The sequence below is a fragment of the Microbacterium sp. STRO-1N genome, assembly GCF_057748015.1.
On record NZ_CM173234.1, the window covers coordinates 3,262,965 to 3,283,820 of the forward strand.

The 20,856-nt window shown below is 68.4% G+C and carries 15 protein-coding genes; 6 read left to right on the forward strand and 9 right to left on the reverse strand.

The annotated features are described in order from the left end of the window. Positions 1–2: 2 nt before the first annotated feature. The 6 genes from AC3ANJ_RS15950 to AC3ANJ_RS15975 all read right to left on the reverse strand — a co-directional run bounded on the left by AC3ANJ_RS15950 (position 3) and on the right by AC3ANJ_RS15975 (position 10,755). Entirely contained in the window at positions 3–860 is an 858-nt protein-coding gene (locus AC3ANJ_RS15950) for a sugar phosphate isomerase/epimerase family protein (protein ID WP_488317143.1), read from the reverse strand. After that, complete coding sequence (locus AC3ANJ_RS15955) at positions 857–2,026, reverse strand: dihydrodipicolinate synthase family protein (protein ID WP_488317144.1); 1,170 nt, start codon at positions 2,024–2,026, stop codon at positions 857–859. Before AC3ANJ_RS15955 ends, AC3ANJ_RS15950 begins: the two co-directional genes overlap by 4 nt. Continuing rightward, on the reverse strand, positions 2,026–3,186 hold the full coding sequence (locus AC3ANJ_RS15960) for a Gfo/Idh/MocA family protein (RefSeq protein WP_488317145.1): 1,161 nt from the start codon (positions 3,184–3,186) through the stop codon (positions 2,026–2,028). Before AC3ANJ_RS15960 ends, AC3ANJ_RS15955 begins: the two co-directional genes overlap by 1 nt. A gap of 145 nt (positions 3,187–3,331) precedes the next feature. Next, positions 3,332–3,901, reverse strand: a complete 570-nt coding sequence (locus tag AC3ANJ_RS15965; protein WP_488317146.1) for a hypothetical protein — start codon at positions 3,899–3,901, stop codon at positions 3,332–3,334. Positions 3,902–3,928: 27 nt separating this feature from the next. Beyond that, the gene (locus tag AC3ANJ_RS15970; protein ID WP_429458114.1) at positions 3,929–4,348 is read right to left on the reverse strand and encodes a DUF4383 domain-containing protein; all 420 of its coding nucleotides are present in this window, start codon (positions 4,346–4,348) and stop codon (positions 3,929–3,931) included. Positions 4,349–4,443: 95 nt separating this feature from the next. Then, positions 4,444–10,755 carry a rhamnogalacturonan lyase family protein gene (locus AC3ANJ_RS15975; RefSeq protein WP_488317147.1) on the reverse strand — a complete coding sequence of 2,104 codons (6,312 nt, stop codon included), beginning with the start codon at positions 10,753–10,755 and terminating at the stop codon, positions 4,444–4,446. A 197-nt stretch (positions 10,756–10,952) separates the two neighbouring features. Here AC3ANJ_RS15975 and AC3ANJ_RS15980 point away from each other — a divergent pair, with 197 nt between their 5' ends. Continuing rightward, on the forward strand, positions 10,953–11,969 hold the full coding sequence (locus AC3ANJ_RS15980) for a LacI family DNA-binding transcriptional regulator (RefSeq protein WP_488317148.1): 1,017 nt from the start codon (positions 10,953–10,955) through the stop codon (positions 11,967–11,969). Between the two features lie 80 nt (positions 11,970–12,049). Here the strand turns inward: AC3ANJ_RS15980 and AC3ANJ_RS15985 are convergent, their stop codons facing one another. From AC3ANJ_RS15985 to AC3ANJ_RS15995, 3 genes are read right to left on the reverse strand one after another with little or no spacing between them, the layout of a single operon-like run. Continuing rightward, on the reverse strand, positions 12,050–13,000 hold the full coding sequence (locus AC3ANJ_RS15985; RefSeq protein ID WP_488317149.1) for a glycoside hydrolase family 43 protein: 951 nt from the start codon (positions 12,998–13,000) through the stop codon (positions 12,050–12,052). Continuing rightward, positions 12,993–13,988 carry a glycoside hydrolase family 43 protein gene (locus tag AC3ANJ_RS15990; RefSeq protein WP_488317150.1) on the reverse strand — a complete coding sequence of 332 codons (996 nt, stop codon included), beginning with the start codon at positions 13,986–13,988 and terminating at the stop codon, positions 12,993–12,995. Before AC3ANJ_RS15990 ends, AC3ANJ_RS15985 begins: the two co-directional genes overlap by 8 nt. Further along, positions 13,985–15,505, reverse strand: coding sequence for an alpha-N-arabinofuranosidase (locus tag AC3ANJ_RS15995; protein WP_488317151.1), 1,521 nt, complete (start codon positions 15,503–15,505; stop codon positions 13,985–13,987). Before AC3ANJ_RS15995 ends, AC3ANJ_RS15990 begins: the two co-directional genes overlap by 4 nt. A 104-nt stretch (positions 15,506–15,609) precedes the next feature. On the opposite strand from AC3ANJ_RS15995, the gene AC3ANJ_RS16000 reads away from it, so the two are divergent. The 5 genes from AC3ANJ_RS16000 (at position 15,610) to AC3ANJ_RS16020 (ending at position 20,840) form a co-directional block, all read left to right on the forward strand. Beyond that, a complete protein-coding gene (locus tag AC3ANJ_RS16000) occupies positions 15,610–16,611 on the forward strand; it encodes a LacI family DNA-binding transcriptional regulator (protein WP_488317152.1) in 1,002 nt (333 codons plus the stop codon). A 271-nt stretch (positions 16,612–16,882) separates the two neighbouring features. Beyond that, positions 16,883–18,178 (forward strand): ABC transporter substrate-binding protein, encoded by a 1,296-nt coding sequence (locus AC3ANJ_RS16005; RefSeq protein ID WP_488317153.1) that lies wholly within the window; start codon positions 16,883–16,885, stop codon positions 18,176–18,178. 78 nt (positions 18,179–18,256) lie between these two features. Continuing rightward, positions 18,257–19,252 carry a carbohydrate ABC transporter permease gene (locus AC3ANJ_RS16010; protein ID WP_488317154.1) on the forward strand — a complete coding sequence of 332 codons (996 nt, stop codon included), beginning with the start codon at positions 18,257–18,259 and terminating at the stop codon, positions 19,250–19,252. Then, positions 19,249–20,184, forward strand: a complete 936-nt coding sequence (locus AC3ANJ_RS16015) for a carbohydrate ABC transporter permease (protein WP_488317155.1) — start codon at positions 19,249–19,251, stop codon at positions 20,182–20,184. Before AC3ANJ_RS16010 ends, AC3ANJ_RS16015 begins: the two co-directional genes overlap by 4 nt. A 2-nt stretch (positions 20,185–20,186) precedes the next feature. Next, positions 20,187–20,840 (forward strand): DUF624 domain-containing protein, encoded by a 654-nt coding sequence (locus AC3ANJ_RS16020; protein ID WP_488317156.1) that lies wholly within the window; start codon positions 20,187–20,189, stop codon positions 20,838–20,840. The last annotated feature ends 16 nt before the right edge of the window (positions 20,841–20,856 follow it).

Genomic DNA, 20,856 nt, shown 5'->3' on the forward strand with positions numbered 1-20,856 from the left:
CATCACAGGTGCGGGGCAACCGCGGCGTCGAAGGCGGCGGCCGTGCGCCGGACGACCTCGACCGGGTCAGTGGCCCACACATCTTCATTGAAGATCTCGACCTCGATGTCGCCGGTGTAGCCGGCATCCACCACGGCGCGCGTGAGCGAGCCGAAGTCGATCACGCCGTCTCCCATGTAGTGCCGGCTCAGCAGGACGTCGGCGGCCAGCGGGGTCTTCCAGTCGCACACCTGATACGTCGCGATGCGGCCCTCACGGCCCGCGCGAGCGATCTGGTCGAGCACCTGCGGGTCCCAGAAGATGTGGAACGTGTCCACGGTCGCGCCCACCACCGCAGAGTCGAAGTCCGCTGCGATGTCGAGCGCCTGCCCGAGCGTGGAGACCACGCACCGGTCGGTCGCGTACATCGGATGCAGCGGCTCGATCGCAAGGGTCACGCCGGCGGCCGCGGCATCCGGGACGAGCTCGCCGATCGCATCGCGCACCCGCTCACGGGCGCCGACGATGTCGCGTGATCCCTCCGGCAGGCCACCGGCCACGAGCACCAGGATCGCGGTCGACCCCTCGGCCCCGGCTGCGGCGAGTGTCGCGGTCTCCTCGATCGCGCGGCGGTTCTCGTCCAGCGCCTGCGCGCGGGCGGGCCCGTCCGGCAGGGTGAAGAACCCACCGCGGCAGTGCGTCGTGAAACGCAACCCCGAATCGGTGAGCATCTCGGCGGCGGTGGAGAGGCCGACCTCGTTCACCGGCTCACGCCAGAGGCCGATCGCCTGGACGCCGCCCTCCACCGTCGCGCTGAGCGCATCGGCCAGGTTGGCGTACTTGATCGTGGCCTGGTTGATCGACAGCTTCGGATGGCTCACAGCTCGACTCCGTTCAGACGCAGCATCCCGTGCCAGCGCTCGCGCGCGAGCTCCGGCTGCTCCAGGGCGAGCGAGGCGTTCGCCAGCTCGACGATCCACGACAGGTGCGGAAGGCTCCGCGCCGAGTGCAGGCCGCCGACCATCTGGAACGCCGGCTGGTGGCCGTTGAGCCAGGCGAGGAACGCGACGCCCGTCTTGTAGTAGAACGTGGGAGCGGCGAACACCTGGCGGCTGAGCTCCTCGGTCGGGCCGAGGATGCGCTCGTAGGCCGCGGTGTCTCCGGCATCCAGAGCCTGGATCGCCGCCGACGCGACCGGAGTGATCGCGGCGAAGGCTCCCAGCAGGGCGTCGGAGTACGGACGCGCGCCGACGCCCGAGTCCCCGATGAGACCCACGTAGTTGAAGTCGTCGCCGGTGAACATGCGCACGCCCTCGGGCAAGCGCGAGCGCACCGAGATCTCCGATTCGGCGTTCAGCAGGCTCATCTTGACGCCCGCGACCTTGCCCGGGTTCTCGGCGATGATGTCCAGCAGCACCGACGATGCCGTCTGCCAGTCGTCAGCCCCGAAATAACCCGCGAGCTCCGGGTCGAACGCCGTGCCGAGCCAGTGCAGCACCACGGGAACCGTCGCCGACTGCAGCACCGCGCGGTACACCCGGCGGTAGTCGTCGGCCGACGACGCGACCCGCGCGAGATGACGCGACGCCATCAGCACGGGCCCCGCGCCCTGCTCCTCCGTGAAGTGCAGCTGCTCCTTGTAGGCGTCGATCACCTGATCGAGCGAGATGTGCGACTCGAGGATGTGGTCGGTGTTGACGCCGACCACGACGGAGCCGCCCTCTTCACGCGCGACCTGGGCGCTGCGCGAGATGAGTTCGCGGGTGGCCGCGGCATCCAGTCCCATGTTGCGCTGGGCCGTGTCCATGGCGTCCGCGACGCCGAGGCCCCACGAGTACACGTTGCGTCGGAACGCGAGCGTCGAATCCCAGTCGATGTCGGCCGGCTGGCCAGGGGTGTTGTCCCCCCAGACCACCGGTACGACGTGCGCGGCCGCGTAGGCGACGCGGCTCTGCAGCGGCGACGTCGGGCGCGTGTAGGCGCCGGAGTCGTTCAGCTGGGCATCCGAGAACTCCCCGGATGCCGAGAGGAGGCGAAGCGTCGACATCAGAGCGACAGGGGCTCGATGGCGATCTTGCGACCCTCGGCGCTGGACGCGAGGCCCGCCTCGGCGAACTGCACGCCGCGGGCGCCGGCGAGGAGGTCGTACTCGTACTCGGTGCCGAGGACGTACGACTCCAGGTACTCCTCCCACTGCTGACGGAAGCCGTTGAGGAACACGTCGTTCGTCGGAACGTTCTGCCAGTCGGCGTCGTAGTCGTGGCTGTCCTCGAGGTCGGGGTTCCACACCGGCTTGGGCGTCGCGTTGCGCGGCTGGATCTTCGCGCCGAACAGGCCGACCACGGCCGAGCCGTGCGTGCCGTCCACCTGGAACTCGACCAGCTCGTCGCGGTTCACGCGGACGGTCCAGGACGAGTTGATCTCGGCGACGATGCCGCCCTCGAGCTCGAAGATGCCGTAGGCGGCATCCTCGGCGGTGGCGGTGTAGTGCTCGCCCTTCTCGTCCCAGCGGTCCGCGATGTGCACGGCGGCCTGCGCGTACACGCTCTTGACCTCGCCGAAGAGGTTCTCCAGCACGTAGTTCCAGTGCGGGAACATGTCTGTGATGATGCCGCCGCCGTCTTCGGTGCGGTAGTTCCAGCTCGGGCGCTGCGCCGGCTGCCAGTCGCCCTCGAAGACCCAGTAGCCGAACTCGCCGCGCACCGACAGGATGCGACCGAAGAAGCCCGAGTCGATGAGGCGCTTGAGCTTCTGCAGCCCCGGGAGATAGAGCTTGTCGTGCACGACGCCGGTCTTGACGCCGGCCTCCTGCGCGAGGCGCGCGAGCTCGAGCGCCTCTTCCAGGGACTCCGCGGTGGGCTTCTCGGTGTAGATGGCCTTGCCGGCGGCGATCGCCTTGCGGATCGCGGTCGCGCGCGCCTTCGTGACGAGGAAGTCGGCGTAGATCTCCCACTTCGGGTCGGCCAGGGCCGCGTCGAGATCCGTCGTGTAGTCCTCGATGCCGTGCTTGGCCGCCAGCTCTGCGAGCTTCTGCTCGCTGCGTCCGACGAGGATCGGCTTCACGGTGACGCGGGTGCCGTCGGACAGCTCGATGCCACCCTGATCGCGGATCGCGAGTATCGAGCGCACCAGGTGCTGCCGGTAGCCCATGCGTCCGGAGACGCCGTTCATGATGATCCCGATCTCGCGGGTCGTCGCCTGTGACATTGCTTTCCGTTCGTGAGGTCGGCATCCGCTTCGGGATGCTGGGGTAAACGCTTTCCGTTAGTGTGCCATGCCTCCAGGTCCGAACGCAAGCACCACGAAGCCCCGCCGTTCGCGTGGGCGAAGACGGGGCTGCGTGGCCGTCGACTCAGTGGTGGTGGCCGATGTCGGGGACGACCACGTCTCCTCCGGCAGGGGCGAGGTACCCCGCCTCTACGGCCGACAGCGCCGGCGTCACCACGGCCGCTGCGAGAACGGCGCCGATGATGATCTCCGCCAGGCGTGCACGCCCAGCACCGCCGGGCCGGTGCAGCCGCGATCGCCGCGCGCGCAGTTCGAGCGCGCAGCCGATGCCGGCCACGAGGAGCATCGCGACCGCCGGCGCGACCGCGAGGATGCCCATCCGCACCGGGTCGAGCGCAAACGCCGTCACCACGATGCCGGCGCTCGCCATGGCTCCGGCGACGCCGATCCGTGGGACGACGGTGCGTCCGAGGATCAGCGTCGCGACTCCCCATCCGATCGCCGCCGCTCCCGCTGCGGCGAGAGCGATCCCCATCGCGCGGATCGCCGGTCCGCCCTCCCCGGCGGTCAGCGCACCCGCACCGAGCGCGAGCAGGATGAGGCCACCGCTCCATGCCGCGATCGACGGCCATGCCGCCGCCGCCGATCGCTCTGCCCGTGGCCGGCGCACAGCCGGCACCGGCGAAGCGGTCATCGTCGAACTGTTCATGTCTCGCCCTGGTCAGGCCGTGCGACCGAGTGTCACCCGGTCGACCGCGCGGTCCGCCGCGATCCCGATGCCCAGGAGGACGATCGCGCTCGCGAGGTGCAGGAAGTGGTCGAACGTGTTCAGCGCCAGGATGTTCAGCGCCGTGCCGACGAGGAAGAACCCGACGATGCCGAGCAGCAGGTAGGCCGCGCCGACGACGATGTTCACAGTCTTGGCCGCACGGGCCGACACCAGACCGGCGATCAGCAGCGCTGCGCCGATCAGCAGGTGCGCGACGTTGTGCAGCGGGTTGACCATGAAGATGCCCAGGAGCATCCCGCCCTCTGTGGCGAGAAAGCCCACGCCTCCCGTGACGGCGAAGCCGAGCAGTCCGACGAGGATGTACACCGCGCCGAACACCGTGGCGACGAGGCGGTTCGGGGAAGAGCTCATGATTGACCTCCTTGTTCCTGTGCGGCCCGGTGCCGCATCTACAGGAGTATTCGGAGACGTTCGTCGATCGGATTGCCCGCCCGCCCGCCGGGCGCCTACCGGACCGTCACGGTGATCTCCCTGGAGTTCGTCGCCCCGGCGGCGTTGGAGAACTCGGCGACGTAGACGTACTTCCCCGGAGCCCGCCCTGTCACTGCCGTGGCCGCCTGCTGCGCGTTCGGGGATGCCGCGGCGAGCGCCTGCTCGTCGATCGGCACGCCGTTCTCGAACAGCGTGTACGTCGTCGCGTTGGTGCCCCACCAGAGGTTCGCGGTGACCGTGTAGTCGCCGTTGCGGTCCCAGTTGTCGTGCGAAAGCACGGGTACGGCGGGGGCGGCGTCCTTCACCTTCACCGTGACCGACGTCGTGGCCGTCGTGCCTGCGGCGTTGATCAGTTCGCCGGTGTAGACGTACGTGCCGTTCTCCTTGCCCACGACGTCGAAGGTCGCCACCTGAGCATCCGGAGAGTTCGCGTCGAGCAGCTTCGTCGACACCGGTTCGCCGTTCTCGTACAGCCGGAACACCGCGCCGTTGACGCCACTCCAGAGATTCATCGACACGGTGTACTCGCCGCCGTGCAGCCCGTCCCCGTGGCCGGAATCGCTCGACAGCACACCGCGCGCCGGGGCCTTCGTCGCCCCTTCGTCATCGAACACGAGCAATTGCACCGAAGCCGTCGTGACGAGGCCGTCGTGGTTGACCGCGTTCACGCTGAGCGTGTGCGGGCCGACCAGGTCCGCCAGCGCGATCTCCTCGCCGGGGGCGACAGGGCGTCCGTCGAAAGCGATGTCGAGGTTGCGGACGCCGGACTCGGCATCCGAGGCCGTGACGCCGACCGTGAACGTCGACGTGCTGGCGAGAAGCGAGCCTTCCTCCGGCAGGCCGTCGATCACCGGAGCCGTCGCGTCGGACGCCCCCGAGGGGTCTCCTGTCACACGGAGCTGGGGCGCCGCCGGCTGCTCCATCCCCTCGCCGAGGAAGAAGCTCGTCTGCGTCGGCTGGTTGTAACCGGTGTTCTGCCACGCGACCGAGAGCCGGTAGACCGGGTCATGCATGAGGGTCCGCAGGCGCAGGTCGGTCTCATCCGTGGTCGAGTAGATCCGCAACTCGCTCGAGTCCGCCGATCGCCACGCGATCTCCTCACGCCAGTCGCCGAAGAGATCGGCCTGGATGTTGGGGTTGCCCTTCGTGCCGTTGTTGGAGCGCGCCCCCTCATCAGCGAGGATCACCTCGGACTCCCCCGTCTCCCAGTTCCACTTCGACACCGTCGGGTACCCGCGGTACGCCTCCTGATCGAAGCTGTGGTCGACGATCTCGCGCAGCGGGTCGCCGTCGAACCAGGCCAGGAAGTTCGCCGCCGGGATCTGCTCCCCGATCAGCTCGCCGCCGGCGGACATCAGCTGCCCGACCGGCGAGTTCCACGAGGCATCCCCGCCGATGGCCCAGCCTTCGGCGCCTTCGAAGCGCGGGTCGATGTCGCCGGATGCCGCGCGCCCGGTGTCCTTCGTCGCCGGAATCGACCAGAGCACATCGCCGGTGCGGGCATCGCGCATCGTGGCGCCCTGGTTCTGCGCCGCATGCATCTCCTCATGGGCCGCGAAGACTTCGAGGCCCGGGTTCGACGGCACCAGGTCAGACACATGGATCGCGTCGCCGTGCCCGCGACCGGTCGAGTACAGCAGCGACCCGTCGTCGTCGATCGTCGCCGACCCGAAGACGATCTCGTCCTTCGCGTCGCCGTCGACGTCCGCCACCGACAGGTTGTGATTGCCCTGCCCGTACAGGCCCTCGCTGCCGACGTCGTTCGAGTCGATGACCCAGCGCTGCGTCAGGTTCGTCCCGTCGAAGTCGTACGCGGCCATCACCGCACGCGTGTAGTAACCGCGGCTGAAGATCGCGCTGGGGTGCTCGCCGTCCAGGTACGCTGTGCCGGCGAGGAATCGGTCGACGCGGTTGCCGTAGGTGTCGCCCCAGGCTCCGACGTCGCCGCGCAGCGGCGTGTAGTCGACCGTATCGATCGCCGCCCCCGTGGCGCCGTCGAACACCGTGAGGTACTCGGGGCCCGTCAGCACGTACCCCGAGCTGTTGCGGTGGTCGGCTCCGGCGGTGCCGATGGGCTGGCCCACGCCGTCGATCGTGCCGTCGCCGGTCTTCATGACGACCTCGGCGCGGCCGTTGCCGTCGTAGTCGAACACCTGGAACTGCGTGTAGTGCGCCCCGGCGCGGATGTTCACGCCGAGGTCGATGCGCCACAGGCGCGTTCCGTCCAGTTCGTACGCATCGAGGTAGACGTTTCCGGTGTACCCGGCCTGCGAGTTGTCCTTCGCGTTGGACGGATCCCATTTCACGATCAGCTCGTACTGTCCGTCGCCGTCCACGTCGCCGACGCTCGTGTCGTTGGCGTTGTACGTGTAGGGCTGCCCGTCCTTCGTGTAGGCGTCGGCCGGCTTGTCCAGCGGTACAGAGCGGAACGCGCCGTCCTGCACGCCGAACTCGTCGGTCTCGGTGGTCTCGACCCCGGCGAGCACCTTCGTCACGAAGTAGACGGATGCCGCGGTGCCTGCCTCATCGACATAGTTCGTCGAGTCGGCGACGGGTTCGTCGGTGATGCGCTTCCCGTCGCGGTAGACGTGGAATGCCACGTCGTCCGGGTCGGTGCCGAGCATCCGCCAGGTGACGAGCGTCCCTGTATCCGTGGCGACCGCGGCGGGCGCCCGGTCCAGGTACTCGGCCTGGCGCTGGAGCACCGTGACGGCCTCGGTCGTGAGCTGCTCGGAGGCGGCACCCGCGCCGCCGGCGTTCACGGCGACCGTCGTGTAGAAGTACGGGATCGTCGTGAGCACGTCGGTGTCGGTGTAGCGGTTCGTGTCGGCAATGCCGATCAGCTCGCCCTGCTCGCCCTCCGCTTCCGAGCGGAAGACGAGGTAGTACAGCGCACCCAGCGGCTGCGCCCAGGAGAACTCGACCGAGCTCTTGGCGATCGTCTCGACCGCGAGGTCGGTCGGAGCCGACGGCACCGCGACCTCCGCGTCGACGAGGGATGCCGTGACGCTCGCCGACGGCACCGACTCGAGGCCGGTCTGATCCACGGCGGTGACGTAGTACTCGTAGTCCAGTCCGACCCGCGCCGTGGTGTCGACGTATGCGGGCTCATCGGTCGTGCCGAGCCCGACCGGCTTGGCGTCGAAGGGCGAGGTGCGGAAGACATTCCACGTGAGGCCGTCTTCGGCATCCCAGGCCAGCGAGATCGCCGGCGCGGTGGGGTCGGCGATGACGTCGGCGACCTCGAGCCCGGTCGGTCCGAGGAGGATCGGAGTGATCTCCAGGCCGTTCAGGCGGGTGCCGGCGGCCGCACCGTAGGCCTCGACGTTCAGCTGGCCGTCGGTCACGAGGAACGGGCCGCGCAGCGTCGCATTCACGCTGCCGCGCCCGGCATTGCCGCTGCCGGCATCCCGACCCTCGATCCGGAAGCTGGTGCGTGTCGAGCCGATCCAGTCGCCGGAATAGGTCTTCACCGAGTACGTGCCGTTGGGCACATCGAGCGCGAAGGTCGCGCTGTCGCCGGGGAGGATGAAGTCGCGGACGAGGTCGTTCGAGCCCTCGGCGGCACCGCGGTCGCGGCCGGCGGTCGCGCCCGGAGCCGTGACGAAGCCGTAGCCGCGCTCCTCGGTGTACGCGAGATCGGGAGTGATCTCGGTGTACCCGGCCATCAGCGGATTGCCGGCGAGCTGGAAATCGTACTTGTACAGCGCCTGTTTGGTCGTGAAGGTCACCTCGGCGCTCGGCTCGGACTCGCCGCGGCCGTTCACGGCGACGACGCGGTAGCGGTACGCGGTGCCCTCGGCGAGTCCCTGCACGATCGATGACGTCTGCGTCACCATGCCCACGAGAGCCCACGTGCCCTCGGGGTCGGCGACCGCCTGGCGGTGGATCTTGTAGATGTCGGCGGTCGCCGAAGCATCCCACTGCAGCGTCGCTCCGCCGTTGCTGATGGCTCCGGCGACGACGTTCTGGGGAGCGGCGGGAACGGCGGCCGGCGGCTCGATGTCGGCGACCTTCGCGGCCAACGGGTCGTCGAGCTGAGCGACGTCCTGCGCGATCAGGCGCGCCATCTGGATCGCGCCGTACTCCTGGAAGTGCGTGTCGTCGACCGTGCCGGCCGGGCGGTTCGGGAATACGCCGGGGTCGACGTGCAGGAAGACGGCCTTGGCGGCATCCGGTCCGATCTCGTTCAGGTACGCCCTGCTGGATGCCGAGAGATCGACGAGCAGCACGTTCTCCTCCTGGGCGAGCTCGGTCATCTTCGCGACGTACTCGGGGAAGCTCACGGTGAACTCGCCTGTCTCGGCGTTGAACGAACGTCGGGAGACCGGTGTCACGAGGATCGGCGTCGCGCCGCGCTGGCGCGCGCCCTCGACGTAGACGCGGAGGTACTCCTTGTAATCCGCCGGGCTCGCATAGCGGTCGTCGACGCCCTGAGTGGCGTCGTTGTGCCCGAACTGGACCATCAGGTAATCACCGGGGCGGATGCTGCGCAGAACTTCGTCCAGCCGGCCCTGCGTGATGAAGTTCTTGGACGAACGGCCACCGATCGCATGGTTGGCGAACGCGATGTCGTCGGCGAAGAAGCGGTCGATCATCTGCCCCCAGCCGGCCTGCGGCGCATACGCGATGGGGTCGTAGGTCTGCACGGTCGAATCGCCCGTGATGTACGCGGTGCCGATGGCTCCCGCGACGCGAGCGGGCAGGCGGGTGATGGTGAGCGCGTTGAGCGACGCGGCATCCCCTCCGATCTGCAGAGTCAGCCGGCCGTCGACGAGGGCGATCGGAAAGGCCATCTCCAGGAAGGCGCCTGCGGCCTGCGGGTTGGCCTGCACCTTGGCGATGCTCTCGGCCGTGATCGTCGTCGTGGACGCGGCATCGGCGTCGCCGGCGACGACCTGCACCGAGTAGTCGCCAGCGCCGAGATCGATCTCGAAGGTCGCGCCCGTCGCTGCGACGAAATCGCTGCGGATCGGGTCGTCTCCGCCGCGGTCGACATCCGGGGTCTCGGTGGTCGGTGCGGTCGAGAACCCGTAGCCCCACTCGGCGTCGTAAGCGGTCGCGGAGGTGACTCCGAGCGCGCCGTCGGCGACCCGGCCGTCGCCGAAGTCGAACGTGACGACGTCGCCCGTGGGCAGCGGCGCCGGGGCCGCGTACACCGACGAGACTACGGCTTCGGATGCCGGTGACGACCCGGCCTCGTTGCGCGCGGTCACTCGGTACGACCACGCCTTCGTGGTGTCGACGGTGTCGGTGTGACCGGGGGCCTCGAGTACGGCGAGCTCGGACCACGTGCCGTCGGCACCGGCACGCTCGAGGATGTACACGTCGCCGTTCGGGACGGCCGACCAGGTCAGGACGACCGATTCCCCGGTCACCTGAGCGACCGCGAGGTCGACCGGGGCCTCGGGGGCGACGAGTTCGGGAATGACGCCGGAGCGCACCTCGGTGGACGGTGCCGAGACGCGATCGTAGGCGCTGACGGCGACGATCGCGTAGGCGTACTCGGCGCCCTGTCCGATCGTCTCGTCGCGGTATGCAGTCTCGGCCGTCTCGCCGACCTGCGCGAACTCGCCGGTCGTGTCGCCGTCGACGTCGGCACGCAGCACGCGGTAGAGCGCTGCGCCCTCGGAGGCTGCCCACGTGAGATCCACGCCGTTCCAGGCCATCTTTGTGGCAGCGAGGTCGGCGGGGGCATCGGGGATGACCGGTGCGACGACGAGGCCGTTCACGTAGGCGCCGAGTCCGGACCCGGCGAAGCCGACGGTCAGCTGGCCGTCGGTGACGGTGGCGATGTAGGTCGCGGTGGCATTCGTGCCGCGGTCGGAGAGGAACCGGGTCTGGACGACATCCTCGAGCGTCACGGTCGCGTTGGTTCCGGATGCCGAGCTGAGCCCATCGCCGATTGTGACGGTGACCTCGTACTCGCCCTCGGGGACGCCATCCAGGGCGAAGCCCCAGTTCGTGCCGGCGACGAAGTCATCCTCCATGGCACCCGCCGGCGAACCGTCGGTGCTGCGGTCGCGGTCGAACAGGGTCGCGTCGGCGGGGAGCGTGATCCCCCACCCTGCCTCGGTCGTGTGGAGCGACGTCGTCAGCACCTGCTGGTACCCCTCGGCGACGGAGCTCGTCGCCGTGCCGAAGTCGAAGCGCCAGGAGCCGTCGTCTGCCGGTGCGAGCGCGGCCGTCGCGGGTGGCGCCGTGATGAGGGAGGCCACGACGATGGTCGCGGCGATCGCCGCACCGGCGCGGAGCCGGTGCCGAGCTGGGGCTGAGTCGGCGGGTTGCGCGGCACGATGGGCGGCGCGGACAGGCTCGTTGGGCACAGTTCTCTCCTGTTGACAGCGGTGGCAAAGGAAGGTGCGGAAAGCGCATTCCGACGGTTCGTCCGGAAGTCTTGCACGCCGCGGACTGCGGGGGCAAGGAAATTGCGAAACGTTTTTTGACCGAACGTGTCCGTTTCGCCGCCGCACCGAGGAAAGCGCATACCATTGCCGGAAGGGCACGCGTCTGAAGGAGGACGATGTTGAAGCGGGTGGGCATCCGGGATGTCGCCGAGCTCGCCGGGGTCTCGATCAGCACCGTCTCGAACGCGCTGAACCGGCCAGGGCGCGTGAGCGACGAGCTCGTCGAGCGGGTCCGCGAGGCCAGCGAACAGCTGGGCTACGTGCCGTTGCAGGCGGCGCAGCAGCTCCGAGTCGGACGCAGCGGACTGCTCGGCATGACCGTCATCAACATCGCGAACCCGTTCTTCGCCGATCTGGTCGCCGGGGCGGAGGATGCCGCGGCCGAGGCTGGTCTGCGCATCCTGGTCGGCAATGCCAGCGACGATACGGCCAAGGAGCTCGACCACCTCGAACTGTTCGAGCGCGTGCAGGTCGAGGGCGCGCTCGTGAGCCCGTTCGGTCCCGTGGATGCCTGGCAGGAGCGATTGCGCAAACGCGGCGTACCCGTCGTGCTCGTCGACGCGGTCGACGACGCGGGGACGATGCCGTCGGTGTCGCTCGACGACGTCGCCGGCGGTCGACTCGCGGCCGAGCATCTGATCGCCACCGGGCGGCGGCGGCTCGCGTTCGTCGGCGCGCGCGAGGAGGTGCGCCAGGTCCGTGAACGGCTCGAGGGCGCGCGCCTCGCGGTTGCCGCGCATCCGGGGACGACACTCGAGCCGATCTGGACGAGCACGGCCACCACTCAGCGCGGCCTCGCGTTCGGTGACGAGATCGCCGACCGTCGCCCGGCGGACCGCCCGGACGGCATCGTCACGTCGAACGACCACCTCGCAATGGGCCTGCTGCACGGGCTCATCGCCCGCGACGTCCGCGTGCCGGAGGATGTCGCGGTCGTGGGATACGACGACATCGAGTTCGCGGCGATCGCAGAAGTGCCGCTGACCTCGGTGCGCCAGCCGGCGCGCGAAATGGGACGCACCGCGGCCGAGATCCTCATCGCCCGCATCAACGGGGCGGATGCCCCCGATCTCACGAACGTCGTCTACCAGCCCGAGCTCGTCATCCGCGCCTCGACCGCCCTCGCTCGTTGAGCGAGCGAGGCGAGACGAAACGCGGTGCACGCCGAACAGCGATCACCCCGTTTCGACTCGGGCGGCTCCGCCGGCCTCGCTCAACGAACGAAGGGGCCGAACGCGGCAGCCAGCCGATCCCACTCGCCGGAGCGCAGCGGCACGACCACACCGTGCTTCGTGTTCGCGGGCAGCGTGAACTCCGCCCGCGGCACGGCGCGCCAGTCTCCCGAGGCGAGGTCCGTGGTCCGCAGCGCGATGTAGCCCTGTGGCCAGTCCGAGTACTGATCGACCCAGAGGTACCAGCATCCGGCCTTCGCGTCGAAGAAGATCAGCGGCGCCTCGACGTGCTCGTACAGGTCATCGGCGATGCGCGAGGCGATCATCGTGAAGTCCGACGCAGCGGGCGATGACCCCACCTCGTGGAACAGCAAGCGCTCGTCCGTCGCCTTCAGGAATCGATGCGTCCGTCCCTCGTGCTCGACCATCGTGAGATCGATCACGCCGTGCCCCGGCCCGAAGTCCGCCAGCACGAACGGCTCGCCGAACGACCGGAAGTCCCGCGTCCGCGCCGCCATGATGCGGGGATACGAGTCGCCGGCATGCTCGGCATCCGACTCGTCGTACAGCGTGCTCGACCAGTACACGAGGTACTCACCCGTCGCCGCGTCGTACATCGCCTCCGGAGCCCAGGCCATCCCGGCGGTCGGCGGCGCGACCTCGACCAGCCAGGGCTCCGACCAGGTCACGAGATCGGTCGAGCGCCAGATCACCAGCGAGCGGCTGCCGTGGCGTGTCCAGCCGTCCCAGTCGTGCTCGGCGCCGGTCCAGACCCGCAGGTCGGTGGCGATGATGAACGCCTCGTCCTCGCTGCGCACGAGATAAGGGTCGCGCACGCCGGTCGTGCCGAACGCGGACTCCAGCACGGCCTCGCCGCCGTTCGCCCGCGACCAGGTCAGCGGGTCGTCGCGATCGCTGAGCGAGAAGTAGATCTTCTCGCTGTGCCCCTCGTGATCCTCGACGAAGTGGACGAGCAGGTAGCCGTCAGACATGCGCCGGCTCCTCCTTGGCGAAGGCGGCGAGGAGACGGTCGCGATCCGCCGCCGTGACCGGAACGACCGTGCCGTGGCGCGGGCTGCGCGGCAGCGACGCCGGCACGGATTCGAGAACCCCGGCATCCAGATCCGTGATGCGGAACGCGAGATAGCCGGCGCCGCCGTGGTAGCTGGGCTGATCGATGAAGAGGTACCAGCATCCGTCGCGCTCTGAGCGGAAGGCCGTCGGCCCCTCGCCCTCGGTGAACGCGCCGCCCCAGGGGTTGGGCTGCCCGTGTCCGATCCGTTCGGCGATGCGCTCCCATTCCACCGCGTGCAGATCGCTGCTGCGATCGAGCACGGGAAGCATGGTCGCCTCGTCCTTGGTGAACCGGTAATACGTGCCGCCGGCACGGACGACCGTCGCGTCGATGAATCCGCGCCCGGGACCTCGGGGCTCGTCGATCCACACCTGCGGCTCGCTGACGGTCACGAAATCGCTGGTCGTCGCCGAGAACATCCGCTGGTACGAATCCTCGATCCGTCGGTCGACGGGTGCGATCTCCGGCGGATACAGCGCGGATGCCCAGAAGAGGAAGAACTCCTCGCGCTCGGCATCCCACACCGCCTCTGGCGCCCACGCGTTGCCCGCCTCCGGCGGCGCGATCGTGAGCCGACGCTGCTCGGACCACGTCACGAGGTCCGGCGATTCCCACACCATGATGTCGCGCGATCCGGTCTGCTGCGCGGCCGCGAAGCCATCAGGGCGGCCCTGGATGCGCAGATCCGTCGCGATCAGGAACCAGCGGTCCTCGTGCGGATGACGGACCAGGTGCGGGTCGCGAAGGCCGCGCTCGCCCATGACCGATCGGAGCAGCGGCTGGCCGTCGCCGAGCTCGACCCAGCCGGACAACGGGTCGTCCCCTGCCGTGACGGCGAAGCGGATGGCCTCGTCGTCCGGACCGGTCTCACCGGTGAAGTAGACGAAGAGATACGCGTCCGTCATGCAAGCTCCAGCGACACGGTCAGGTAGGAGTGCGCCGGCAGGTCGACCTCGAGTCCTCGCTCGTGGCGGCGGATGCCGTCGTGGGATGCCGGGGCCACGGCATCCGGGTTCTGCGGCGTGTTGTGGTCGGCCGTCGACGCGGCCGTCAGCACCTGCGCGCTGAAGCCGGCGATCTCCGCGCCGCGCAGGTCGAGCACGATCGTGCGTGCCTGGCCGGCATCGAGGTTCGACAGCGACACGAGGGCTGCGCCGTCCTTGGTGGATGCCGAGGCGGACAGCAGCGGGAGCTCGCGGCCGTCCTCGGTGCGCGTTTCGCCGTCGACGACGTGTGCGGCGAGGGCCTGCGCGTCGTGGTGCGGCGTGTTCATCGCGAACACGTGGAACGTCGGCGTCTTCACGAGAGCCCCGGTGTCAGGGTCTGTGAGCAGCATGGCCTGCAGCACGTTCACGGTCTGGGCGATGTTCGCCATCACCAGGCGATCGGCATGGCGGTGGAACGCGTCGAAGTGCACGCTGGCGACCAGGGCGTCGCGCAGGGTGTTCTGCTGGTACAGGAATCCGGGGTTGGTGCCCGGCTCGACATCCCACCAGGTGCCCCACTCGTCGAGCACGAGACCGACGCGCTTGCGCGGGTCATGGCGGTCCATGACCGTGCTGTGCCGGGCGAGCAGCTCCTCGATGCGGTAGGCGCGCGACAGTGTGAGGTACCACTCGTCCTCGTCGAACTCGGTCGCCGAGCCCTTGGCCTCCCACGATCCGCTCATCGTGTAGTAGTGCAGCGACAGCGCCTGGTACGGAGAGGATCCCTGACCGTCGCAGCCGAGGCATCCGAGCGCCTTCATGAGTTCGTCGGTCCAGGCGTAGTCGTCGGAGTTCGCGCCGGCCGCGATGCGGTACACCGTGTTGTCGCCGTGGTTGCGCACGTAGGTCGCGTATTGGCGGGCGAGGTCGGCGTACGCCTCGGCGCGCATGTTGCCGCCGCAGCCCCACGCCTCGTTGCCGATGCCGAAGAAGGGCACCTTCCACGGCTCGTCGCGGCCGTTCTCGCGCCGCAGCGACGCCATCGGCGAGTCGTCTGCACGCGTGAGGTACTCGATCCACTCGCTCATCTCGCGCACGGTGCCCGAACCCACGTTGCCGTTCACGTACGCGTCGGCGCCGAGCATCTCGCACAGCTGCATGAACTCGTGCGTGCCGAACGAGTTGTCCTCGACGACGTCGCCCCAGTGCGAGTTGACCATGCGGGGGCGCTGGTCACGCGGACCGATGCCGTCGCGCCAGTGATAGTCGTCGGCGAAGCATCCACCCGGCCAGCGCAGGTTCGGGATGTTCAGCTCGCGCAGCGCCTCGACCACGTCGAGGCGGATTCCGCCCTCGTTCGGGATGTCCGAGTCCTCGCCGACGTAGAAGCCGCCGTAGATGCACCGGCCGAGGTGCTCGGCGAAGTGGCCGTAGAGGTGGCGACTGATCGTCGCGCCGGGGAGGTCGAGGTCGATGACGACACGGGTGCTGGGCATGATGTCTCTCCGAGGAGTGGTCGGTGGCGGGATCGTCGGTGGTCCCGTCCGGAATTGTAGCGATACAATTCGTGTGCGGGCAAGAGGCGCGAAAGGATGGGCGGATGACGACGATCCAGGATGTGGCGAAGGCCGCAGGCGTCTCTCCGATGACCGTCTCGAACGTCCTCAATGCCCATCCGCACGTGCGCGAGTCGACCAGGCAGAAGGTCCTGGCTGCCGTCGAGGAGCTCGATTACCGGGTCAACGCCGCCGCTCGAAACCTCCGCACCGGGCGCACGGGCACGATCGGCCTGGCCGTCCCCAATATCGGCGACCACTACTTCGCCCGCCTGGCCGCACTCGTCGCCACGATCGCCGGCGAGGCGGGCTACCGCGTCGAGATCGAGCACACGGATGCCGTGCGCGAACGCGAGCTCGAGGCCATGACGCTCTCCCAGAACCGGATGCACGACGGACTGCTGCTCTCGACCGTCGGGCTCGGCCCCGAGGACAAGGGCCTGCTGCGCGTCGATTACCCGGTCGTGCTGCTCGGAGAGGGGATCTTCGACGGCCCACTCGATCACATCGCCATGCCGAACATCGACGGGTCCTACGCGGCGACGGCGCACCTGGTCGCGCAGGGCTCGAGGAACGTGGCGATCTTCGACGTGCGCTTCACGCTGTCCGACTCGGTGCGCGACCTGAGACTGGAGGGCTACCAGCAGGCGCTTCGGGATGCCGGGATCGCACCCGATCCACAGCTCTTCTTCGACGTCACGGATTTCACCATGGCGGAGGGTTATCGCGCCGCGCGGCACGTCGTGGCTTCGGGCATCCAGGTCGACGGGGTGTTCTGCCCGACGGACGGCGTGGCCATCGGTGCGCTGCGGGGCTTCGCGGATGCCGGCATCCGCGTCCCGGAGGATGTGCGCGTGATCGGATTCGACGACCTGCCCGAGAGCGAGTTCGTGACGCCGCGGTTGAGCTCGGTCTCCCCCGCGCACGAGGTCACCGCCCGCACAGCCGTGACCTTCCTGCTGGAGCGGATCCGCGGGGCTGCACCGGACGATGCCCGCGAATTCGTGACGCCGTTCGAGCTGCGCGCCCGAGCCTCGACGGCGTGACCACGCGCAGATCGGACGATTCACGGCCCCTGTGACGTTCCACGAATCGATCGGCCGGATTCGTCCGTGATTCGTCATCACGTCCGTGATCCGTCACGGCCGATCCTGTTCTACAACGTTGGACACCGTTATACGATCGAGTCTTGCGAAACGTTTTTATCTCAGCTAGGTTTTCGGTAAGCGCTTTCCCGCACCGAGAGGCGCCTGCACCATCCACCCGCGACGCTGAGGTTCCGTGGTTCGAACAGAGGCGTTCACAGAGAGGACAAAGATGTTCAACAAGAAGCGTGTGCTCGCGGTCGGCGCGTTCGCCGCCAGCGCGGCCATCATCCTGGCCGGATGCTCGAGCAGCAGCGAGCCGGAGGCAGGAGCGACCTACGACCCCGACGAGAAGGTCACCCTCGACCTGGCGTTCTGGGGCAACGACGTGCGAGCCGAGCTGTACAACGAGGCGATCGAGGCGTTCAACGAGGAATACCCGAACATCACGGTGAACGTGTCCTTCCTGGCATTCCCCGAGTTCTGGGAGAAGCGTCAGACCGAGGCAGCCGGCAAGAACCTGCCCGACGTCATGCAGTTCGACTACTCCTACCTGCGCCAGTACTCGCAGAACGGACTGCTGCTCGACCTCGAGCCCTACCTCGGCGACATCATCGAAACCGACCCGCTGCCGCAGAACATCCTCGACATCGGCGTCGTCAACGACACGACCTACGGCATTGCGACCTCGACCAACGCGTGGGGCCTGTTCACGAACCCCGTCCTGCTCGAGACCGCCGGCGTCGAGAACTTCGCGGGCGGCTCGTGGGAGGACTACACCGACTGGATGAGCGAGGTCACCGACGCCTCGGGCGGCGCGTTCTGGGGCGGCGGCGACTACACCGGCCGTATCCAGAACTTCGAGCTGCAGTTGCGCGCCGAAGGCGGAGAGCTGTTCACCGAGGATGGCGAAGCCGGATTCGACGAGGACCGCCTCACCGCTTTCTGGGAAGAAGGCCAGCCGATTCGCGACGGCATCGGGGTTCCGCAGCAGCGTGTCGAGGAGGTCCTCCCGAAGGGCGGCTTCGACAGCGCGCTGACCGCGAGCGAGCTGACCTGGGACAACTTCGGCTCCGGCTACCTGGCCGGCCTGGGCGAGGGGTACACGGAGCTGAACCTCATCGCTCCTCCGGTCACGGAAGAGGATGCGAAGGATCTCTACCTGAAGCCCTCGATGCTGCACACGATCGCGGCCAACACGGAGCACCCCGAGGCTGCGGCCACGCTGGTGAACTTCCTCGTGAACTCGCCGGAGTCCGGTGAGATCTTCGGCACCAACCGCGGCCTCCCGGCGTCCGAGACCGCGCTCGATGCAGCCGAGCTCGACCCGATCAGCCAGCAGATCAAGGACTACGAGGAGTCGATCGCCGATCGCCTCGGTGACGCACCGCCGGCACCGATCGTCGGCTACGGGACCCTCGAGGAGAAGTTCCGCCAGCTCGGCACCGAGCTCAACTTCGGCACGGTGACGGTGGATGAGGCCGTCACGCAGTTCTTCGCCGAGATGGATGTCGTCCTCAACCAGTGATGAGCAGGCCGGGGCGGGCTTCGCGCCGCCCCGGCCTCTCCTTCGAACCCCGTACCGAACCCGCATCGGAGTATCCCCGTGAGCACTACAGCCACCCGTGTCATCGTGACCGGTGAGAAGCCGTCGAGCAGGTCCCTGTTCCGGCGCAGTCGCCCAGAGCTCGACGATCGCCCTGGGCTTCGTCGACGGGCGATGCGCGAGACGGTCGCGGGGTACGGGTTCCTGATCCCGTGGCTGGTCGGGTTCTTCGGACTCACGCTGATCCCGATGGCGTACTCGCTGTACCTGTCGTTCACGAGCTACAACATCTTCGCGCCGCCGAAGTGGATCGGCTTCGACAACTACGTGCGGATGTTCACCACCGATCCGGCGTTCATGCAGTCCGCGCAGATCACGCTGATCTACGTGCTCGTGGGCACCCCGATCACCCTCGCCGCCGCCCTCGCGGTGGCAATGCTGCTGAACTACCGCGACAAGGGCGCCGGGTTCTTCCGCTCCGCGTTCTACGCCCCCTCCCTGATCGGCGGTTCCGTCTCCGTCGCGATCGTGTGGCGGGCCATGTTCGCCAACGACGGCCCCGTCGACAACTCGCTGTCGTTCTTCGGCATCGATCTGGGCGGCTGGATCGGAAACCCGAACCTCGTGCTGCCCGCGATGATCCTCCTCGCTGTCTGGCAGTTCGGGTCCACCATGGTGATCTTCCTCGCGGGCCTCAAGCAGATCCCGAAGGAGCTCTACGAGGCGGCCGAGATGGACGGCGCCGGTCCCTGGCACCGGTTCCGCGCCGTGACCATTCCGATGCTGTCGCCGGTGATCTTCTTCAACCTGCTGCTCGGCCTGATCGGCGCGTTCCAGGTATTCGCGTCGGCGTACATCATCTCCAACGGCTCCGGCGGCCCCGCCGGCATGACGAACTTCATCACCCTGTACCTGTACAAGCGCGGATTCTCCGACGGCCAGATGGGCTACGCCGCCGCGATTGCCTGGGTGCTGCTGATCGTCGTCGCGATCATCGCCTTCATCCTCTTCCGCACCCAGCGATCCTGGGTCCACTACGCCGGAGACAACCGATGAGCATTTCGAACACGACCCCGACATCGCCCTCCGCGACGACCCCGGTCTTCGCCCAGCAGCAGACGACGCCCAAGGCCCCGGCCCGGCGACCCATCAAGCGCAGGACCTGGCAGACGGTCATCTGGTTCGTCGTGCTCATCGCGGTGACCGCGATCGTGCTGTACCCGCTCGTGTGGCTGCTGTTCGCCACCTTCAAACCGAACAGCGAGTTCGGCTCCAACATGGGCCTGCTCCCCAACGCCCCCACGGTCGACAACTACGCCAAGGTCATGGAGGGCATCGCTGGAGTGCCGATGTGGCGGTTCTTCCTGAACTCGTTCATCCTCGCCGCCGGCGCCGTCATCGGCACCGTGCTCTCCAGCGCCCTCGCCGCCTACGCCTTCGCCCGCATCCAGTTCAAGGGCCTCGGCATCCTGTTCGCCGCAATGATCGGCACTCTGCTGCTGCCGTTCCACGTCGTGATCATCCCGCAGTACATCATCTTCAACGAGCTCGACCTCGTCGACACGTTCTGGCCCCTGCTGCTGCCGAAGTTCCTCGCCACCGAAGCGTTCTTCGTGTTCCTGCTCGTCCAGTTCATGCGCCAGATGCCCCGCGACATGGACGAAGCCGCCCGCATCGACGGCGCCGGCCACATCCGCATCTTCTGGGCCATCATCCTCCCCCTCATCAAACCCGCCCTCATCACCTGCGCGATCTTCGCATTCATCTGGGCATGGAACGACTTCCTCGGACCCCTGCTCTACCTCACCAGCCCCGAGAACTACCCCCTCCCGATCGCGCTGCGCCTCTACAACGACCAGACCTCATCCAGCGACTACGGCGCCACCGTCACCGCGTCCTTCGTGGCCCTCATCCCGGTCCTGGCGTTCTTCCTCGTGTTCCAGCGCTTCCTCGTCGACGGCGTCGCCACCCAGGGCCTGAAGGGCTGACCATGGACCGCAGACAGCTCCGCGCCGCGCGTCGGGCCGACGCCTCAGGCGCCGGCCCCACCCTCGACGGCCACGTTCCGGCCCGCTATCCGGGAGCGAAAGGCGCCTTCGCGCTGTTCGGCGAAGTGCTCTGGACCGGACTGCTGATCACCATCGCCGCCCTGCCGATCATCACCCTCCCCGCAGCGCTGGCCGCAGGCATCCGGCACCTGCGCCGCTACATCAACGCCGAGGAATCCCACGCCCGCACGTTCTGGCACGACTGGCGACAAGCACTCCTCCCCGGCGGACTCGTCGTCGGCGCCGCCGCCACGGTCCTCGCGGTCGTGCTCACCATCGACATCGCCGTCGCCGGAACCGGAGCCCTCCCCGGCGGACCGATCATCGCCCTCATCGGATGGGCCGCACTCGTCATCGGCGCGACCGCACTGCTGCTCACCGCCAGCGCATGGACGCCCGAGACCGGATGGCGCACCGCCGTCAGCGACGCCCTCCGCAGCGCCCGCACCGACCTGATCGGCACCGCCTACCTCGCCATCGCCACCATCCTCGTCGGCGTCCTCACCTGGATGCTCATCCCCCTCATCCTCGCCGGTCTCGGCTGCGCCGCCTTCGCCGCCGTGGCGGTTCGCGCGCGCCCGCGCCGCGCCGCCTGATCCCCGACCCCTCGCA

Bases quoted from the DNA above. Each gene is read 5' to 3' on its own strand.
- AC3ANJ_RS15955 (WP_488317144.1), bottom strand. From the start codon at position 2,026: ATGTCGACGCTTCGCCTCCTCTCGGCATCCGGGGAGTTCTCGGATGCC.
- AC3ANJ_RS15960 (WP_488317145.1), bottom strand. From the start codon at position 3,186: ATGTCACAGGCGACGACCCGCGAGATCGGGATCATCATGAACGGCGTC.
- AC3ANJ_RS15965 (WP_488317146.1), bottom strand. From the start codon at position 3,901: ATGACCGCTTCGCCGGTGCCGGCTGTGCGCCGGCCACGGGCAGAGCGA.
- AC3ANJ_RS15970 (WP_429458114.1), bottom strand. From the start codon at position 4,348: ATGAGCTCTTCCCCGAACCGCCTCGTCGCCACGGTGTTCGGCGCGGTG.
- AC3ANJ_RS15980 (WP_488317148.1), top strand. From the start codon at position 10,953: ATGTTGAAGCGGGTGGGCATCCGGGATGTCGCCGAGCTCGCCGGGGTC.
- AC3ANJ_RS15985 (WP_488317149.1), bottom strand. From the start codon at position 13,000: ATGTCTGACGGCTACCTGCTCGTCCACTTCGTCGAGGATCACGAGGGG.
- AC3ANJ_RS15990 (WP_488317150.1), bottom strand. From the start codon at position 13,988: ATGACGGACGCGTATCTCTTCGTCTACTTCACCGGTGAGACCGGTCCG.
- AC3ANJ_RS15995 (WP_488317151.1), bottom strand. From the start codon at position 15,505: ATGCCCAGCACCCGTGTCGTCATCGACCTCGACCTCCCCGGCGCGACG.
- AC3ANJ_RS16000 (WP_488317152.1), top strand. From the start codon at position 15,610: ATGACGACGATCCAGGATGTGGCGAAGGCCGCAGGCGTCTCTCCGATG.
- AC3ANJ_RS16005 (WP_488317153.1), top strand. From the start codon at position 16,883: ATGTTCAACAAGAAGCGTGTGCTCGCGGTCGGCGCGTTCGCCGCCAGC.
- AC3ANJ_RS16015 (WP_488317155.1), top strand. From the start codon at position 19,249: ATGAGCATTTCGAACACGACCCCGACATCGCCCTCCGCGACGACCCCG.
- AC3ANJ_RS16020 (WP_488317156.1), top strand. From the start codon at position 20,187: ATGGACCGCAGACAGCTCCGCGCCGCGCGTCGGGCCGACGCCTCAGGC.